This is a genomic window from Pseudomonas sp. NPDC096925, assembly GCF_044762545.1.
GTDB lineage: Bacteria > Pseudomonadota > Gammaproteobacteria > Pseudomonadales > Pseudomonadaceae > Aquipseudomonas.
Genome location: NZ_JBIWEM010000001.1, coordinates 1,164,102 through 1,180,803 on the forward strand (window position 1 = coordinate 1,164,102; position 16,702 = coordinate 1,180,803).

The window sequence follows — 16,702 nt, forward strand, 5'->3', positions numbered from 1 at the left end:
CCCTACATGTGGAAGGTTCCCGTGACTCAGAAGCCCGACCAGTGTCTTGGTGAGTGGATCGATCGTGAAGCCCTGGCTGAAGCGATGATCCCGCTTATCGGTCAGCTCTACCGCAACAACAATGTGGTGAGCTCGATTTATGGCCGTAGCCTGATCAACCGTTCGGTTATCTCGATCCTCAAGGCGCACCGCTTTGCGCGTCATCGTCAAGCCGACGAAACCGAACTGTCCGTCCACGAGACATTCCCCCTGCTCAAGGCCATGAGCGAGCTGAAACTGGGCGCCGCTTCGGTCGACCTGGGCAAGCTGGCCAACAAGTTCAAGCAGGAAGGCAATGGCCGTACTGCCGAGCAGTTCGTCCGTGAAGAACTGGCCGAGGTGGTTGGCCAGCAGAACGCTTCGGCGCGCAAAGGCACCGACGTTGTCCTGTACGGCTTCGGCCGCATCGGCCGCCTGCTGGCGCGTATCCTGATCGAGAAGACCGGTGGTGGCGACGGCCTGCGCCTGCGCGCCATCGTCGTGCGCAAAGGCGCCGAGAACGACCTGGTCAAGCGTGCCAGCCTGCTGCGCCGTGACTCGGTGCACGGCCCGTTCGATGGCACCATCACCATCGACGAAGCCAACAACACCATCACCGCCAACGGCAACCTGATCCAGGTTATCTACGCCAAGAGCCCGAGCGAAGTCGACTACACCCAGTACGGCATCGAAAACGCGCTGATCGTCGACAACACCGGCGTATGGCGTGATGCCGACGGCCTGGGCCAGCACCTGGCCTGCCCGGGCGCTGCCCGCGTGATCCTTACCGCACCTGGCAAGGGCGCGCTGAAGAACATCGTGCACGGCATCAACCACGGTGACATCGCTGCCGATGACAAGATCATCTCGGCCGCTTCCTGCACCACCAACGCCATCGTGCCGGTGCTCAAGGCCATCAACGACCAGTACGGCATCGTCAACGGCCACGTCGAAACCGTTCACTCGTTCACCAACGACCAGAACCTGATCGACAACTTCCACAAGGGCAGCCGCCGTGGCCGTGCCGCGCCGCTGAACATGGTCATCACCGAAACCGGCGCCGCCACTGCTGCCGCCAAGGCACTGCCAGTGCTGAAGGGCAAGCTGACCGGCAACGCCATTCGCGTACCGACGCCGAACGTTTCGATGGCCATCCTCAACCTGAACCTCGAGAAGGCCACCAGCCGCGACGAGATCAACGAGTACCTGCGCCAGACCGCCATGCACTCGGAACTGCACAAGCAGATCGATTACGTCAGCTCGCAGGAAGTGGTTTCGACCGACTTCGTAGGTTCCCGCCACGCCGGTGTGGTTGACGCCGAAGCGACCATCTGCAACGACAACCGCGTTGTTCTGTACGTGTGGTACGACAACGAATTCGGTTACAGCTGCCAGGTGGTTCGTGTGATGGAAGAGATGGCCGGTGTGAACCCGCCAGCGTTTCCGCGCTGATCCGCTTGTAAGGCAATGAAAAAACGGGAACCTTCGGGTTCCCGTTTTTTTATCCAGAATTTGTGTTGCCTGTGCCGGCCTCTTCGCGGGTGAACCCGCTCCCACAGGGGCGCGTCGTCCGTGAGGGCAGTGGTATACCTGTGGGAGCGGGTTTACCCGCGAAGAGGGCGGCACAGGCAACCGAGAGCCCGAACCTTGCGCACAGCCTTGCTGTTCATCCTCATGCTGCTCACCGCCTGCGACCAGGGCCCCACCCTGGAGCGCCTGGGCGGCCCGACCATGGGCAGCAGCTACAGCATCCAGTACGTGCGCGAGCCCGGTGGCCCGGCGCCGGCCCAGGTGCAGGCTGCGGTCGAAACCATCCTGCATGACATCGACCAGCACTACTCGACCTACCGCGGCGACTCCACCGTCAGCCGTTTCAACCAGTTGCCCGCCAACCAGTGCCTGGCCCTGCCGCCCGACATGCTCGAACTGGTCAGCCTTGGTCAGCAGTTGGCCGAGCAGAGTGATGGCGTCTTCGACCTCACCGTCGAGCCCTTGCTCGACCTGTGGGGCTTCGGCCCCCAGGCCCGCCACGAGCAGGTACCCGACCCGTTGGCCCTGGCCCAGGTGCGTCAACGCGTGGGTTACCGACACTTGCACATCGACGGCCAGGCCCTGTGCAAGGACGCCCCGGTACAACTCGACTTCAACAGCCTCGCCGCCGGCCACGCCGTCGACCTGGTTGCCGCGCGTCTGCAGGCCATGGGCGTGTCCAGCTTTGTCGCTGAAGCCACCGGCGAGCTCAAGGCCGTCGGCCGCAAGCCCGATGGCAGCCCTTGGCGCATCGCCCTGGAGCTGCCCCGCGAAGACCGCCAGATCGCTCGCCATATCATCCCGGTCAATGGCCTTTCAGTATCAACCTCGGGTGACTATCGGCACTATTTCGAGGAGAATGGCCGGCGCTATTCGCACGCCTTCGATGCCCGCCTCGGGCGCCCGGTACAGCACGACCTGGCCGCGGTCACCGTGCTCGATGCCTCGGCGCTGCAGGCCGACGGCTATTCGACGCTGCTGTTGATCCTCGGCCCGGAACGTGGCTGGGATTTTGCCGTGGCGCATGGCCTGGCCGCAGTATTGGTGACTCGGGCCGAGGGTGGCTTCGTCTCCCGAGCTACGCCCGCATTCGAACGGGCAGTGAAAGGCGAGTGAAAGCACAAGCAGGGATGATCGCCGCCAGGGAATGGTTCATACATGTAGTGCGGGCAAAATTGGCCTACGACGCGACCAAGGGTTAATGTGCGCGGCGTTCACGCTTGATTAGACTGCACCCGAATTTTCTCATGACGCCCTGGCGGCATGATCGCGCCCCGCGAGCGACCGTGGCTTGCGGGCCAGTTCTGAAGGAGTACGCATGGCTGTCTACAACTACGACGTAGTGGTGCTGGGTTCCGGCCCGGCCGGAGAAGGTGCGGCAATGAACGCCGCCAAAGCAGGGCGCAAGGTGGCGATGGTCGATAGCCGTCGTCAGGTCGGGGGCAACTGCACCCACCTGGGCACCATCCCGTCCAAGGCACTGCGTCACTCGGTGCGGCAGATCATGCAGTTCAACACCAACCCGATGTTCCGTGCCATCGGTGAGCCGCGCTGGTTCTCGTTCCCGGACGTGCTGAAAAGCGCCGAGAAAGTCATCGCCAAGCAGGTAGCATCGCGCACCGGCTACTACGCCCGTAACCGCGTCGACGTATTCGTCGGCACCGGCAGCTTCGCCGACGAGCAAACCGTCGAAGTGGTCTGCCCGAACGGTGTGGTGGAAAAGCTCAACGCCAAGCACATCATCATTGCCACCGGCTCGCGCCCGTATCGCCCGGCCGACATCGACTTCCACCACCCGCGTGTCTACGACAGCGACACCATCCTCAGCCTCAGCCACACCCCGCGCAAGCTGATCGTGTACGGTGCCGGCGTGATCGGTTGCGAATACGCCTCGATCTTCAGCGGCCTGGGTGTATTGGTAGAGCTGGTAGACAACCGTGGCCAGTTGCTGAGCTTCCTCGACTCGGAAATTTCCCAGGCGCTGAGCTACCACTTCAGCAACAACAACATCACCGTGCGCCACAACGAAGAGTATGAGCGCGTCGAAGGCCTGGATAACGGGGTGATCCTGCACCTGAAGTCGGGCAAGAAGATCAAGGCCGATGCCTTGCTGTGGTGCAACGGCCGTACCGGCAACACCGACAAGCTGGGCCTGGAAAACATCGGTATCAAGGTCAACAGCCGTGGCCAGATCGAGGTCGACGAGGCCTACCGCACCAGCGTGCCGAACATCTACGGTGCCGGCGATGTGATCGGCTGGCCGAGCCTGGCCAGTGCCGCCCATGACCAGGGCCGCTCTGCCGCTGGCAGCATCGTGGATAATGGCAGCTGGCGCTTCGTCAACGACGTGCCGACCGGCATCTACACCATTCCGGAGATCAGCTCGATCGGCAAGAACGAGCAGGAACTGACCCAGGCCAAGGTGCCGTACGAAGTGGGCAAAGCCTTCTTCAAGAGCATGGCCCGTGCGCAGATCGCCGGCGAGCCGCAAGGCATGCTGAAGATCCTGTTCCACCGCGAAACGTTGGAAGTACTGGGCGTACACTGCTTCGGCTACCAGGCTTCGGAAATCGTTCACATCGGCCAGGCGGTGATGAACCAGCCGGGCGAGCTGAACAACCTGAAGTACTTCGTCAACACCACATTCAACTACCCGACCATGGCCGAAGCCTATCGGGTAGCTGCCTACGACGGCCTGAACCGGCTTTTTTGAGCGGCTCCGACCGGTGGCCTGAGCCGGTCGGAGAGACCGATTTCAACCCTACCCGAGGGTGGTCTTGGCCAAACCGGGAAAGTCTGTAATCAGGCTGTCCACGCCAAAGTCAGCGAGCCGGCGCATCAGTGCCGGTTCGTTGACCGTCCACACCGACACGTGCAAACCCTGGGCCTGAGCTTTCAGCAGGCGCTCGGGGGTGCACAGTGTCCAGTTCAATGCCAGCAGCTCGCAGCCGTAGTTCTGAGCTACCTTCAACGGGTCGAGCCAGGCGTATTCGGCCACCAGCCCGCGTTTGACATCCGGTACCAGTTCCAGGGCAGCGCCCAGCACTTCGCGTGAGCTGGAAGTGATGGTCACCTTGTCCAGCAGGCCGTATTGCTGGGCCAGTTCGCGGATCGCCAGCACGGTGGTGGCGGCACGGGTGCGCGAGGCACTTTTCACTTCCAGCTGCCAGTGCTCGAACGGGCACTTATGGAACAGTTCTTCCAGTTTCGGGATCGGGCAGGGCTGTACGTGGCCCGGGCCGCCTTTGCGGGCATCGATCTTGACCAGGTCGGCGGCCGAGTGCTCGACCACCTTGCCGCGTTTGCCGGTGGTGCGCTTGAGGGTGGGGTCGTGGATCACCATCAGCTCGTTGTCGGCCGACAGGTGCAGGTCCAGCTCGCAGCGGGTCACGCCATGGGCGAGGCATTGCTGGAAGCTCTTCAGGGTATTCTCGGGCGCTTCGCCCTTGGCGCCACGATGGCCGTAGATCAGGGTCACGTTCGTTCCTTCAAATCAGAGAAAAATGGGCTCAGGAGGCAGGGGCGTTCTGTTCCAGCTGCTGGCGACGTTGCTGCTGCTGGCGCTGCAGGATATAGCGGGCCAGCAGTTGCCGTTGGGCGTCGGTCATGTCGATGAATTCGGTGCCGACCTCAAAGCCGCCCTCCGGGTGCGGGTCGCAGTGGGTGACCTTGCCGCGCAGCAGTAGGCCATGGGCGCGCGGCATCAGCACCATCTTCACCTTCACCCGGGTGCCGGGGGCAACCGCTGTAGCTTGCGCGAATTCGATGCCGCCCTCGGAGATGATCACCGGCTGGGGCTGGCCAACTTCGCCGATCAGGGTCTGGGCAACCACCGCGCTAAGCAGGTCGAGGCGTTTGTTCTGCGCGCGCAGGAAGGCGGCGAGGGTGCGGTCCTTTTCGCTCAGCTGGCGTAGCAGGTGCTGCGACTCGAAGTCGGACAGGTGCAGTTCACTGAGCAGGTTGAATAGTGGTGAATCATCTTGCAACACATCTGGGTCAAGGGCTTCGGCCGCGCTAAGGGGGCTGATTTGAAGTGCGATCCGATCTTCGATGCGGTAGTATTCGCGGCGATCTTCTTCGTCTAATGTCGTCATGGCGAACCCAAGGTAGCGGCGGTGGTCCGAGTGTAAAGCCGCCGTAGGCGCCTCGCCACAAGGACGTTCCCTTTCATCCGAACAAGCCCCGACATGTTCAGACCTCTTTTCGCATTCATCGGCACGCGTTATACCCGTGCCAAACGTCGCAATCACTTCGTCTCGTTCATTTCCCTGACCTCGATGATCGGCCTCGCCCTGGGCGTGGTGGTGATGATCGTGGTGCTGTCGGTCATGAACGGTTTCGACCACGAGATGCGTACCCGCGTGTTGGGCATGATCCCCCATGCCACGCTGGAGAGCGGCCAGCCCATTGCCGACTGGCCGGCCCTTGCCCAACAAGTAAAGCAGAATCCGCAGGTGGTGGCGGTTGCGCCCTTCACCCAGATGCAGGGCCTGCTGACCCATGAAGGCAAGGTGCAGAAGGTGCTGCTCAACGGCATCGACCCGGCCCGCGAGCGCGAGGTTTCGATCATCGACAAGTTCGTCCTGCAAGGCCGCCTCGACCAGCTGGCGCCGGGCGAGTGGGGCATCATGATCGGCGACAAGGCCGCGGCCAAGCTGGGCGTGGGCATCGGCGACAAGCTCACTTTCGTCGCCCCCGAGGTCAGTGTGACCCCGGCCGGCATGTTCCCGCGCATGAAGCGCTTCACCGTGGTTGGCACCTTCCACGTAGGTGCGGGCGAGATCGACGGCTACCTGGGCCTGACCAACATCAGCGACCTGTCCCGCCTGCACCGCTGGAAGCCCGACCAGGTCCAAGGCCTGCGCCTGAAGTTCGACGACCTGTTCCAGGCGCCGCGGGTGGCCTGGGACATCGCCCAGCGCCTGGGCGACCAGGAGTTCTACAGCCGTGACTGGACCCGTACCCACGGCAACCTGTACCAGGCGATCCGCATGGAGAAGGCCATGATCGGCCTGCTGTTGCTGCTGATCGTGGCGGTGGCGGCGTTCAACATCATTTCCACCCTGGTGATGGTGGTCAACGACAAGCGTGGCGACATCGCCATCCTGCGTACCCTGGGCGCCACGCCCGGGCAGATCATGCTCATCTTCATGGTCCAGGGCACGGTGATCGGGGTGATCGGTACCCTGATCGGCGCCGTGGTCGGGATCGTCGCCGCGCTGAATGTAAGCGCGGTGATCGCCGGCATCGAGAAACTGATCGGGCACAAGTTCCTCAACGCCGATGTGTACTTCATCGATTACCTGCCGTCGCAGATCCAGGCCCAGGACGTGTACATGGTCTGTGGTGCGGCGCTGGTCCTGAGTTTCTTCGCCACCCTGTACCCGGCCTGGCGTGCGGCCCGCACCCAGCCGGCGGAGGCGCTACGTTATGAGTGAGTCGCGCATGAGTGATAAAGCCGTTCTGAGTTGCCGCAACCTGGGCAAGTCCTACGACGAGGGCCCGGAGTCGGTGCAGGTGCTGTCCGGGCTCAACCTCGAACTGCACGCCGGTGAGCGGGTGGCTATCGTGGGTAGCTCCGGCTCGGGCAAGAGTACCTTGCTCAACCTGCTGGGTGGCCTCGACCGGCCGACCCAGGGCAGCGTCTGGCTGGCCGGTGAGGAGCTGTCGGCACTGGGCGAGCGTGCCCGTGGCCTGCTGCGCAACCGCGAGCTGGGCTTTGTCTACCAGTTCCACCACCTGCTGCCGGAATTCACGGCCATCGAGAACGTGTGCATGCCGTTGCTGATCGGTCGCACGCCCATCCCCGAGGCCCGTGAGCGTGCCGAGGCGCTGCTCAAGCGCGTGGGCCTGGCGCACCGCTTCAACCACAAGCCGGCCGAGCTGTCCGGTGGTGAGCGCCAGCGGGTGGCGATTGCCCGGGCACTGGTCAACCGCCCTGGCCTGGTCATGCTCGACGAGCCGACCGGCAACCTCGACCACCACACGGCCCAGGGCATCCAGGAGTTGATGCAGGAACTGTCCAGCGCGTCGCGCACGGCGTTCCTGGTGGTTACCCACGACCTCAACCTGGCGCGCCAGATGGACCGTGTATTGAAGCTCGACGACGGCCACCTGGTGGCGATCTGATCGACTGCACGGGGTGGCCGGTGTCGCCCCGTTTTCCTGTTTTCATTGGGTGTTTTCGTACATGTTCAGACCCTTGCCCATCTTCATCGGCGCGCGCTACACCCGAGCCAAGCGCCGCAACCACTTCATCTCGTTCATCTCGATGACCTCGATGATCGGCCTGTCGCTGGGCGTGCTGGCGATGATCGTGGTGCTGTCGGTGATGAACGGCTTCCAGCGCGAAATGAGCTCGCGCATCCTCGGCCTGGTGCCGCATGCTGCCATCCTTGGCGTGCAGCCGCTGGACGACTGGCACAAGGTGGCCGACGCGGCCATGCGCGACCCGGCGGTGATGGCTGCGGCGCCGATTACCGAAATGGAAGGCATGCTGTCGTACAAGGGCGCGATGCAGCCGATCCAGGTCGGCGGTATCGACCCGGCCGAAGAGGGCAAGGTCTCGATCGTCGGCCAGCACATCGTCCAGGGCCGCTTGCAGGATTTGCAGCCGGGTGAGTTCGGCGTGGTCATCGGTGAGTTGACTGCGCGGCGCTTCCGCCTGAACACCGGCGACAAACTGACCCTGATCGTGCCGGAAATCAGCAAGGAGCCGGGCGGCATCACCCCGCGCATGCAGCGCCTGACCGTTGTCGGCATCTTCAAGGTCGGTGCCGAGCTGGATGGCTCGCAGGCTTACATTCACGTGGCCGATGCTGGCGCCATGCAGCGCTGGGCGCCGGGCCAGGTGCAGGGCGTGCGCCTGAAACTGCACGACCTGTATGCCGCGCCACAGGTGTCCAAGGCCATCGCTGCCGGGCTCGGCGACGCCTACCGCGCCGATGACTGGTCGCATACCCAGGGTAGCCTGTTCAGCGCCATGAAGATGGAAAAGACCATGATCGGCCTGCTGCTGATGATGATCATTGCGGTGGCCGCGTTCAACATCATCGCTACCCTGGTGATGGTGGTGAACGACAAGGGGCCGGACATCGCCATCCTGCGCACCCTGGGCGCCACGCCGGCGCAGATCATGGGTACGTTCATGGTCCAGGGCAGCCTGATCGGCATTGTCGGTACGCTGATCGGTGGCGTGCTGGGGGTGATCGCGGCGTTCAACGTCAGCCAGATCGTCGGTTGGCTGGAGCGGGTGAGCGGGCAGCACATCTTTACTTCGGATGTGTACTTCGTCAGCAGCTTGCCGTCGCAGTTGCAGTGGGGCGATGTGGCGATCATCTGCACGGCCGGGTTGGTGATGAGCTTCCTGGCGACCATTTACCCGGCTTATCGGGCATCGCAGGTGCAGCCGGCGATTGGCCTGGCGGTTTAATGTCTACTTCAGCTTATCGAGCGGCTCTGTGGGAGCGGGTTTACCCGTGAAGATTCCAGCACGGTGCATGGCACCGGCTGCGCCGGTGTTCGCGGGTAAACCCGCTCCCACAGGGTGGCGTGCCAGCCCTGATGTCACCGATCTTCAGTGAAGTCGATCACGAATCGCGTCCATCCGTCCGCACACTCCGCCCTGATGTGTCCGCCATGGGCCTGCACGATCGACCGGGTAATCGCCAACCCCAACCCGGCATGCTCGCTACTGCCTTCCCGCCGTGCCGGGTCCACCCGGTAGAAGCGGTCGAACAACCGCGGTAACGCAGCCGGTTCGATAGCCGCTCCGGTATTGGCCACGCTAATCCTCAGCCCTGGCCCCAAGGTCACTCGTATCTGCCCTCCCGCCGGGGTAAAGCGCAAGGCGTTGTCCAGCAAGTTGGACAGCGCCCGGCGCAGCATATGCCGGTCGCCCTGCAGCAGCGCCTGACCCTCGCGCAGCATCTGCACACCGCTGTCCTCTGCCAGCGGCGCGTAGTACTCCATCAGCGCATCCACCTCGTCATGCAGCACCAGCGGTGTTTGCCCCGGCACCAGCAGGCCGTGGTCGGCCTTGGCCAGGAACAGCATGTCGTTGATCATCTGCGCCATCCATTGCAACTCCTCGAGGTTGCCGTGCAGGGCCTCGCGGTACTCTTCGAGGCTGCGCGGGCGGGTGAGGGTGACCTGGGTGTGGGTCAGCAGGTTGGACAGCGGCGTGCGCAGTTCGTGGGCGATGTCGGCGGAGAATGCCGAGAGGCGCTGGAAGGCATCGTCCAGGCGCTGCAGCATCGCGTTCATGCTGCCGGCCAGCTCGGCCAGCTCTTCGGGCATCTGTGCCACCGGCAGGCGGGTGGTGAGCGAGCGCGCCGATACGCTGGCGGCCACCTGGCCCATCTGCCGCAACGGGCGCAGCCCGCGGCGTGCAGCCCAGGCACCGAGCAGCGCGGTGGCCAGCGCCGACAGCCCTACCGTCAGCCAGATCAACCGTTGCATGCCCTGCAGGAAATGCTGGTGGTGGGTGATGTCGAGGTACAGGGTCAGCTGTGGCGACTGCGGGGCGCCTTGCGCCAGGTGCACGGCCAGGCTGCGGTAGTCGGTGCCTTGCGCGTGCAGGGTTGCCAGTCCGTCGGGCAGCGGTGCCAGGGGCAGGCCTGTGCGGCTTTCGAACCAGGTGGCGCCGTCGCTGCCGTTGATGCGCAGGGCCAGGTCGGCCTGGTGGCCCAGTTCATCACGCAGGGCCGGCAGGCGCGCCTGCAGCTCGGCCGGGGTGGTGATACCGGCCAGCTGGGTGCGGAACAGCGACAGGCGCGAGTCCAGCAGTTGCTGGTCCAGTTCGACGAAGTGCTGCTCGCTGGCCCGGCTGAATATCAGGCCGGCGCCGAGCGAGACAGCGGCAGTGCAGGCGGCGAACAGCAGGGCCAGGCGGCTGCCGAGGGAGACCGGGCGCATCACTCCGCGCGCTCTTCGAGTACGTAGCCCATGCCGCGTACGGTGTGGATCAGCTTGTTGGGGTGCGGGTCGTCGATCTTCAGGCGCAGGCGGCGGATTGCCACTTCGATCACATTGGTGTCGCTGTCGAAATTCATGTCCCACACCTGCGAGGCGATCAGCGATTTGGGCAGTACCTCGCCCTGGCGGCGCAGCAGCAGTTCAAGCAAGGCGAACTCCTTGGCGGTCAGGTCGATGCGCTGGCCGGCGCGCTCGGCGCGGCGGCGGATCAGGTCCAGGCGCAGGTCGGCCAGGCCCAGGGTGGTGTCCTGGCTGGGGCTGGTGCCCCGGCGCAGCAGGCTGCGCACCCGGGCCAGCAGTTCGGAGAAGGCGAACGGCTTGACCAGGTAATCATCGGCGCCCAGCTCCAGGCCGTGTACCCGGTCTTCCACGGCATCGCGGGCGGTGAGGAACAGCACCGGGGTGTCCAGGCCGGCCTGGCGCACGGCCTGGAGGATCTGCCAGCCGTCACGGCCGGGCAGCATCACATCGAGAATCAGCAGGTCGTGGTCGCCGGTCAGGGCGAGGAACTGGCCGGTCTCGCCATCTGTGGCCAGTTCGGTGGCGAAGCCGGCCTCGTTCAGGCCCTGGCTCAGGTACTGGCCGGTACGGGCCTGGTCTTCGACGATCAGCAGTTTCATTGGGTGAATTGACTCCAGCAAGCGGCGCAAAGCCCTGTGGGAGCGGGTTTACCCGCGAAGAATTCAACACGGTGCATGGCACCGGCTTTGCCGGTGTTCGCGGGTGAACCCGCTCCCACAGGGACCGGGTGATGCTGAGATGATACGTGACGATGCACCTGCTCGCCCCAAACTGACGAAGTTGTAATCCCGCTGACTTGCGCTGCAAGGCAGGGGGCAAAACCGGTAGACTAGGGGCAATTTCGAACCTTCAGGTCAGTTTCCATGCATCCCGCTGCCGAACATTCCCCGCTGGGCAAGTCCAGCGAATACATTGCCACCTACTCCCCGGAGCTGCTGTTCCCGATTCCGCGTGCCGCCAAGTGGGCCGAGCTGGGCGTTACCGCCCAGACCTTGCCCTGGCAGGGTGTGGATTACTGGAACTGCTTCGAGCTGAGCTGGTTGTTGCCATCGGGCAAGCCGGTGGTGGCGATCGGCGAGTTCGCCATCCCCGCCGATTCGCCGAACATCATCGAGTCCAAGTCGTTCAAGCTGTACCTGAACTCGCTGAACCAGACGGTGTTCGCCTCGCCTGGCGAGCTGCAGGCGTGCCTGGAAAAAGACCTGTCCGCCGCCGCTGGCAAGCCGGTTGGCGTGAAGGTGCGCACCCTGGGTGAGGTCGAGGCCCAAGGCGTGGTGGCCTTGCCAGGGCAGTGCATCGATGTGCTGGACGTTGCCATCAGCAACTACGAACAGCCGCAGCCAGAGCTGCTGCACTGCAACCCGCAGCGGCTGGTGGAAGAAACCTTGCACAGCCACTTGCTGAAGTCCAACTGCCCGGTCACCGGCCAGCCGGACTGGGGTAGCGTGGTGGTCGAGTACAAGGGCAGGGCGCTGGACCATGCCAGCCTGCTGACCTACCTGATCAGCTTCCGCCAGCATGCCGACTTCCATGAGCAGTGTGTGGAGCGGATCTACCTGGACCTGAAGAACCTGCTGCAGCCGGAGCATTTGACGGTGTATGCGCGCTATGTGCGCCGGGGTGGGCTGGATATCAACCCGTATCGCAGCACTGGGGCGATCAGCCCGGAGAACCAGCGCCTGGTTCGCCAGTAAGGTTCAAGTACGCTGGGGGCGCTTCGCGCCCCTATCGCGACACAAGGCCGCTCCCACAGGTACAGCGCAAGATCCGAGGCTTGCGCTGTACCTGTGGGAGCGGCCTTGTGTCGCGATAGGGCCGCAAAGCGGCCCCGGTACTTCTAGATCCCCATGCTGTGCAGCGAGTTGGCAATGCTGCGCAGGGTGGCGGTGAGGTCGGGGTGGTCGGCCTCGAAGCGTTCGATCGCCAGGTTCACGCCGTCCACCAGGTTATGGTCTGGCGTGGCTTCCTCAAGCTTCAGTTGCGCCTCGATCTGGCGCGCTTCTTCGTGCAGCGCGGCCATCTCTTCGTCCGAAAGCGGCACGTTGCGTTCCAGTTGCTCGCGCAAGCTGTTCAGGCGCTCTTGCAATTCGCGGGCAGGCATTGGCAGTTCTCCATCAATGGCTTGGCAAGCCATGGACCTCAGCGAAGCGGCAAAGGTTCTGGCCTGTCTTCAGCGTAATCCACCTGCCGTTGCTTTGCATGATCCGCGTCAAAGGTGCTGTATCAGGGTTTTTCACCCTTGCGCCGGCGCTGGGCGATGTCCTGCAGGCAGGTGTCCAGCGCTTCGAGGTGGTCGATCACCGAGTGCACGCCCAGGCTGAACAGTTCCAGCGTCGCCTTGCCACGGGCCAGGTCCTGTTCCTGCGGGGTCATGGCTTGCCATTGCCGCGAGCTGCGGTCGCAGAACGGGCTGCAGGCGGCCAGCCCTACCGTCCACAACCCCGCGTTGAGGCCAGATTGCAGCAGGCGTGGGTCGCCGCTGACCAGCACACAGCCGTCCAGGCGTTCGCTGTCCAGCGTCATCAGGGCCTGCCAGCAGGCGTGCGGCGCCGGCCAGCGCACGCCGTTCACCGAATGCCCCGGCAGCCAGGCAGGCAAAACGTGGGCCAGGCGCCTGCTTTGGCTGGCGTCGAGGTCATCCAGCCAGATGCACGGCACCTGGCGCTGGCGCAGGCTGGCAAGGGTGGCCAGGGCGCCGGGTGCGGGGGAGGGGGCGCCACCATTGGCGGCTTGCACAAGGCAGCCGCGCAAGCCGAACAGCACAGCGGTGAAGGCGGGTGCAGCGTCCATGGCAACTTCCCTCAAATAGTCCGCAGGCTATTCGGCGATTGTTACCACCCTGTGACAGCGGGCGCCGCGCAACAGTTGTTCACAAAATATTGAGCAGAGATGTGTAAAGCTGTTTATCAGCCCGCAAGCCTCTATACTGCCGCCGTACAGCAGCGCGACCCGTTTGCGCTTGCGGCCGAGAAATTCGATGGAGAAACACCTATGCGTAGGATCGGTGCCAGTGTGATCGAACGAGTCACCCAGGCCTGTGTCTGCGCCAGCATGCTGCTGGCGCCCGTGGCAGCCACCCAGGCCGCCACCGAGGAAGATCCCTGGGAAGCGGTCAACCGCCCGATCTTCCGGTTCAACGATACCCTCGACACCTATGCCCTCAAGCCATTGGCCAAGGGCTACCAGGCGGTCACCCCGCAGTTCCTCGAAGATGGCATCCACAACATCTTCCGCAACCTGGGTGACGTGACCAACCTGGCCAACGACCTGCTGCAGTTCAAGCCCCATGCGGCGGGCGTGGACACGGCGCGGCTGATCGTCAACACCACCTTCGGCCTGGGCGGCTTCTTCGACGTGGGCACCAAGATGGGCCTGCAGCGCAACGACGAGGACTTCGGCCAGACCCTCGGCTACTGGGGCGTGCCGAGCGGCCCGTACGTGGTCATCCCGCTGCTGGGCCCGAGCACCGTGCGTGACGGCGTGGCCAAGTACCCGGACACCTACACCGAACCCTACCGCTACATCGACCATGTGCCGACGCGCAACTCGATCTTCGCCCTGGACATCATCGACACCCGCGCCGACCTGCTGTCGGCCGAGAAGCTGATCCAGGGTGACAAGTACATCTTCATTCGCAATGCCTACCTGCAGAACCGCGAGTTCAAGGTCAAGGATGGCGAAGTCGAAGACGACTTCTGATCCTGCGCGGTCCGTGTGGGAGCGGGCTTGCCCGCGAAGCAAGCGACGCAGTGGATGGCACGGGCTTCGCCCGTGTTCGCGGGCAAGCCCGTTCCCACAGTGAGCGCATGTGCTTTTAAATTTTGAGCAAGACAGTTGCTCCCACAGGGCCGATCAATGCATCGCCAGGATCCGCAACCCGAACTTCTGCTGCCCGCCCGGCTGGTCGGCAATCCACACCACTTCGGTGCTGGCATGCAGCCCCTTCAGCGCCGGGTGTTCGGATTCGATCCGCACCTCGATAGGGTCCCCTACCCGGAAGCGCTGCGGTGCCTGCACCTGCATGCCGCTGCTGGACAGGTCCAGGCACACGGCCGCGATCACCTGGCCTTCGTGCAAAAGGCTGACTTCGGTGTCGATGCGCATGCGGATGAAATCGCGTTTCTCGCCATGGCTGGAGGGCGTGTGGGGCATGCTGCATCCTTCTCATCGGGTTGCACTGGTCGACTTTCTTATAACTCCCGGTGATTTGCCCTGTAAAGTGCGGCGAGGTCGACCCTTGCATGCTTGAAACGCTTGGCGGATGGGAGTACCGTCTGCGCCTTACAAGGTAGCTCTCACAGTTGCCGGACAGTTGCCGGGCAGGTGTTCTTGTCCTACAACTCAAGTAGAGTGTGACCATAAAGAATTCCCGTAGCTGGCCGTCTGCCTTGCCGACACCGCTGCACCAACCCAAATCGGCGCCGTTCGCCCACATGCAGAAAACCAGTGCAACGCTGCTGATCATCGATGACGACGACGTGGTCCGTGCAAGCCTCGCCGCCTATCTTGAAGACAGTGGCTTCAGCGTCCTCCAGGCCGGCAATGGCCAGCAGGGGCTTCAGGTCTTCGAAGAACACCAGCCCGACCTCGTGATCTGCGATCTGCGCATGCCGCAGATGGGCGGCCTCGAACTGATCCGTCAGGTCAGCGAGCGCGCCCCGCAGTTGCCGGTGATCGTGGTGTCCGGTGCCGGCGTCATGAGTGATGCGGTGGAAGCGTTGCGCCTGGGCGCCGCCGACTACCTGATCAAGCCGCTGGAAGACCTGGCCGTGCTCGAGCATTCGGTGCGCCGAGCCCTCGACCGCTCGCGCCTGGTGCTGGAAAACCAGCGTTATCGCGACAAGCTCGAAGCCGCCAACCGCGAACTGGAGGCCAGCCTGCACCTGCTGCAGGAGGACCAGACCGCCGGTCGCCAGGTGCAGATGAACATGCTGCCGGAAAGCCCTTGGGTGGCCGGCGAGTTCGCCTTCGAGCACCAGATCATCCCGTCGCTGTACCTGTCGGGTGATTTTGCCGATTACTTCCGTGTGGACGAACGGCGCATCGCTTTCTATCTTGCCGATGTCTCCGGGCATGGCGCGTCGTCAGCGTTCGTCACCGTGCTGCTGAAGTTCATGACCACACGGCTGTTGTTCGAATTCAAGCGCGGCAGCAAAATGCGCGAGTTCAAACCCTCGCAGGTGCTCAGCCACATCAACCGCGGGCTGATCAACTGCAAGCTGGGCAAGCACGTGACCATGGTTGGCGGGGTGATCGACGAAGACACCGGCCTGCTGACCTACGCCGTTGGCGGCCATCTGCCGCTGCCGGTGCTGCACACCCCCGAGCACACCCGCTACCTGGAAGGCCGTGGCCTGCCGGTGGGGCTGTTCGACGAGGCTACCTACCAGGACCTGGTGGTGGAGCTGCCGCCGCAGTTCAGCCTCAGCCTGATGTCCGATGGCATTCTGGACCTTTTGCCGGGTGACACGCTCAAAGATAAAGAAGCCGCCCTGCCGGAAATCGTCAGGGCCGCAGGTGGCAGCCTGGATGGGCTGCGTCAACGATTTGGATTGGCTACGCTTGGGGAGATGCCGGATGATATCGCCCTATTGGTGTTGAGCAGGAACCTTCAATGAGTACCGGTAGAATCCAGTTCGCCGAGCAGAGTGGTACCTTCGTCCTGAAATTTGTCGGTGAAGTGCGCCTGACCCTGTGTTCGGCGCTGGATGCGACGATCGAGAAGATTTTCACCGCGTTGAACTTCTCGGCGATTGTCATCGACCTGACCGAAACCGAGAGTATCGACAGCACCACCCTGGGCCTGCTGGCCAAGCTGTCGATCCTGTCGCGCCAGAAGGTGGGCCTGCTGCCGACCGTGGTCACCACCAACCCGGACATTTCCCGGTTGCTGCAGTCGATGGGCTTCGATCAGGTGTTCAACATCGTCGATCGCCCGATTCCGTGCCCGGAATGCCTGACCGACCTGCCGTCCCAGGACCAGAACGAAGACGTGGTGCGTTCCAAGGTGCTGGAGGCGCACAAGATTCTCATGGGCCTGAACGACTCCAACCGCGAAGCTTTCCATGACCTGGTCAGTGCGCTGGAGCGGACCTGATCTTCAGCCTGTACCGGCCTATTCGCGGGCACGCCCGCTCCCACAGGTACAGTGCATGAC

17 protein-coding genes are annotated in these 16,702 nt (G+C 63.6%); 10 read left to right on the top strand and 7 right to left on the bottom strand.

From position 1 onward, the window contains the following. Positions 1-6 precede the first annotated feature (6 nt). From ACIQYU_RS05550 to sthA, 3 genes are all read left to right on the top strand, one after another. Positions 7-1,470, top strand: a complete 1,464-nt coding sequence (locus ACIQYU_RS05550) for a glyceraldehyde-3-phosphate dehydrogenase (RefSeq protein ID WP_207831686.1) — start codon at positions 7-9, stop codon at positions 1,468-1,470. A 195-nt stretch (positions 1,471-1,665) separates the two neighbouring features. Continuing rightward, positions 1,666-2,664 carry an FAD:protein FMN transferase gene (locus tag ACIQYU_RS05555; RefSeq protein ID WP_402798472.1) on the top strand — a complete coding sequence of 333 codons (999 nt, stop codon included), beginning with the start codon at positions 1,666-1,668 and terminating at the stop codon, positions 2,662-2,664. 202 nt (positions 2,665-2,866) lie between these two features. After that, a complete protein-coding gene (sthA, locus tag ACIQYU_RS05560; protein ID WP_063913906.1) occupies positions 2,867-4,261 on the top strand; it encodes a Si-specific NAD(P)(+) transhydrogenase in 1,395 nt (464 codons plus the stop codon). Between the two features lie 48 nt (positions 4,262-4,309). On the opposite strand, the gene ACIQYU_RS05565 is transcribed toward sthA, so the two are convergent. Beyond that, complete coding sequence (locus tag ACIQYU_RS05565) at positions 4,310-5,026, bottom strand: glycerophosphodiester phosphodiesterase (RefSeq protein ID WP_402798474.1); 717 nt, start codon at positions 5,024-5,026, stop codon at positions 4,310-4,312. Positions 5,027-5,057: 31 nt separating this feature from the next. Further along, positions 5,058-5,642, bottom strand: a complete 585-nt coding sequence (locus tag ACIQYU_RS05570; RefSeq protein ID WP_063913908.1) for a PilZ domain-containing protein — start codon at positions 5,640-5,642, stop codon at positions 5,058-5,060. Between the two features lie 93 nt (positions 5,643-5,735). Here ACIQYU_RS05570 and ACIQYU_RS05575 point away from each other — a divergent pair, with 93 nt between their 5' ends. From ACIQYU_RS05575 to ACIQYU_RS05585, 3 genes are all read left to right on the top strand, one after another. Continuing rightward, positions 5,736-6,986 (top strand): lipoprotein-releasing ABC transporter permease subunit, encoded by a 1,251-nt coding sequence (locus ACIQYU_RS05575; protein WP_015269543.1) that lies wholly within the window; start codon positions 5,736-5,738, stop codon positions 6,984-6,986. 7 nt (positions 6,987-6,993) lie between these two features. After that, positions 6,994-7,677, top strand: a complete 684-nt coding sequence (gene lolD, locus ACIQYU_RS05580; protein ID WP_169774647.1) for a lipoprotein-releasing ABC transporter ATP-binding protein LolD — start codon at positions 6,994-6,996, stop codon at positions 7,675-7,677. A gap of 61 nt (positions 7,678-7,738) precedes the next feature. After that, positions 7,739-8,980 (top strand): lipoprotein-releasing ABC transporter permease subunit, encoded by a 1,242-nt coding sequence (locus ACIQYU_RS05585; RefSeq protein ID WP_085601690.1) that lies wholly within the window; start codon positions 7,739-7,741, stop codon positions 8,978-8,980. Between the two features lie 134 nt (positions 8,981-9,114). Here ACIQYU_RS05585 and ACIQYU_RS05590 read toward each other — a convergent pair whose 3' ends face one another. Further along, positions 9,115-10,467, bottom strand: coding sequence for a heavy metal sensor histidine kinase (locus ACIQYU_RS05590; protein WP_402798478.1), 1,353 nt, complete (start codon positions 10,465-10,467; stop codon positions 9,115-9,117). Further along, positions 10,464-11,144: a two-component system response regulator CinR gene (cinR, locus tag ACIQYU_RS05595; protein ID WP_015269546.1), complete on the bottom strand. Its 681-nt coding sequence runs from the start codon at positions 11,142-11,144 to the stop codon at positions 10,464-10,466. Before cinR ends, ACIQYU_RS05590 begins: the two co-directional genes overlap by 4 nt. 264 nt (positions 11,145-11,408) lie before the next feature. On the opposite strand from cinR, the gene queF reads away from it, so the two are divergent. Further along, positions 11,409-12,239: an NADPH-dependent 7-cyano-7-deazaguanine reductase QueF gene (gene queF / locus ACIQYU_RS05600; protein ID WP_233687103.1), complete on the top strand. Its 831-nt coding sequence runs from the start codon at positions 11,409-11,411 to the stop codon at positions 12,237-12,239. Between the two features lie 143 nt (positions 12,240-12,382). Here the strand turns inward: queF and ACIQYU_RS05605 are convergent, their stop codons facing one another. Together ACIQYU_RS05605 and ACIQYU_RS05610 are read right to left on the bottom strand one after the other, a co-directional pair. Then, on the bottom strand, positions 12,383-12,646 hold the full coding sequence (locus ACIQYU_RS05605; RefSeq protein ID WP_207831674.1) for a DUF4404 family protein: 264 nt from the start codon (positions 12,644-12,646) through the stop codon (positions 12,383-12,385). 122 nt (positions 12,647-12,768) lie between these two features. Further along, positions 12,769-13,335, bottom strand: coding sequence for a phosphonoacetaldehyde phosphonohydrolase-related protein (locus ACIQYU_RS05610; RefSeq protein WP_207831672.1), 567 nt, complete (start codon positions 13,333-13,335; stop codon positions 12,769-12,771). 201 nt (positions 13,336-13,536) lie between these two features. Here ACIQYU_RS05610 and ACIQYU_RS05615 point away from each other — a divergent pair, with 201 nt between their 5' ends. After that, positions 13,537-14,244 carry a VacJ family lipoprotein gene (locus ACIQYU_RS05615; RefSeq protein ID WP_137163349.1) on the top strand — a complete coding sequence of 236 codons (708 nt, stop codon included), beginning with the start codon at positions 13,537-13,539 and terminating at the stop codon, positions 14,242-14,244. A gap of 153 nt (positions 14,245-14,397) precedes the next feature. Here the strand turns inward: ACIQYU_RS05615 and ACIQYU_RS05620 are convergent, their stop codons facing one another. Next, positions 14,398-14,697 (bottom strand): PilZ domain-containing protein, encoded by a 300-nt coding sequence (locus ACIQYU_RS05620; RefSeq protein ID WP_207831670.1) that lies wholly within the window; start codon positions 14,695-14,697, stop codon positions 14,398-14,400. A gap of 281 nt (positions 14,698-14,978) precedes the next feature. Between ACIQYU_RS05620 and rssB the strand changes: the two genes are divergently transcribed. Then, positions 14,979-16,163, top strand: a complete 1,185-nt coding sequence (gene rssB, locus ACIQYU_RS05625; protein ID WP_063914082.1) for a two-component system response regulator RssB — start codon at positions 14,979-14,981, stop codon at positions 16,161-16,163. Continuing rightward, entirely contained in the window at positions 16,160-16,642 is a 483-nt protein-coding gene (rssC, locus tag ACIQYU_RS05630) for an anti-sigma factor antagonist RssC (protein ID WP_051098867.1), read from the top strand. Before rssB ends, rssC begins: the two co-directional genes overlap by 4 nt. Positions 16,643-16,702 lie beyond the last annotated feature (60 nt).

Coding starts and splice junctions, on each gene's coding strand:
- ACIQYU_RS05615 (WP_137163349.1), top strand. CDS start 13,537: ATGCGTAGGATCGGTGCCAGTGTGATCGAACGAGTCACCCAGGCCTGT.
- lolD (WP_169774647.1), top strand. CDS start 6,994: ATGAGTGATAAAGCCGTTCTGAGTTGCCGCAACCTGGGCAAGTCCTAC.
- ACIQYU_RS05605 (WP_207831674.1), bottom strand. CDS start 12,646: ATGCCTGCCCGCGAATTGCAAGAGCGCCTGAACAGCTTGCGCGAGCAA.
- ACIQYU_RS05550 (WP_207831686.1), top strand. CDS start 7: ATGTGGAAGGTTCCCGTGACTCAGAAGCCCGACCAGTGTCTTGGTGAG.
- cinR (WP_015269546.1), bottom strand. CDS start 11,144: ATGAAACTGCTGATCGTCGAAGACCAGGCCCGTACCGGCCAGTACCTG.
- queF (WP_233687103.1), top strand. CDS start 11,409: ATGCATCCCGCTGCCGAACATTCCCCGCTGGGCAAGTCCAGCGAATAC.
- rssC (WP_051098867.1), top strand. CDS start 16,160: ATGAGTACCGGTAGAATCCAGTTCGCCGAGCAGAGTGGTACCTTCGTC.
- sthA (WP_063913906.1), top strand. CDS start 2,867: ATGGCTGTCTACAACTACGACGTAGTGGTGCTGGGTTCCGGCCCGGCC.
- rssB (WP_063914082.1), top strand. CDS start 14,979: ATGCAGAAAACCAGTGCAACGCTGCTGATCATCGATGACGACGACGTG.
- ACIQYU_RS05585 (WP_085601690.1), top strand. CDS start 7,739: ATGTTCAGACCCTTGCCCATCTTCATCGGCGCGCGCTACACCCGAGCC.
- ACIQYU_RS05575 (WP_015269543.1), top strand. CDS start 5,736: ATGTTCAGACCTCTTTTCGCATTCATCGGCACGCGTTATACCCGTGCC.
- ACIQYU_RS05570 (WP_063913908.1), bottom strand. CDS start 5,642: ATGACGACATTAGACGAAGAAGATCGCCGCGAATACTACCGCATCGAA.
- ACIQYU_RS05610 (WP_207831672.1), bottom strand. CDS start 13,335: ATGGACGCTGCACCCGCCTTCACCGCTGTGCTGTTCGGCTTGCGCGGC.
- ACIQYU_RS05620 (WP_207831670.1), bottom strand. CDS start 14,697: ATGCCCCACACGCCCTCCAGCCATGGCGAGAAACGCGATTTCATCCGC.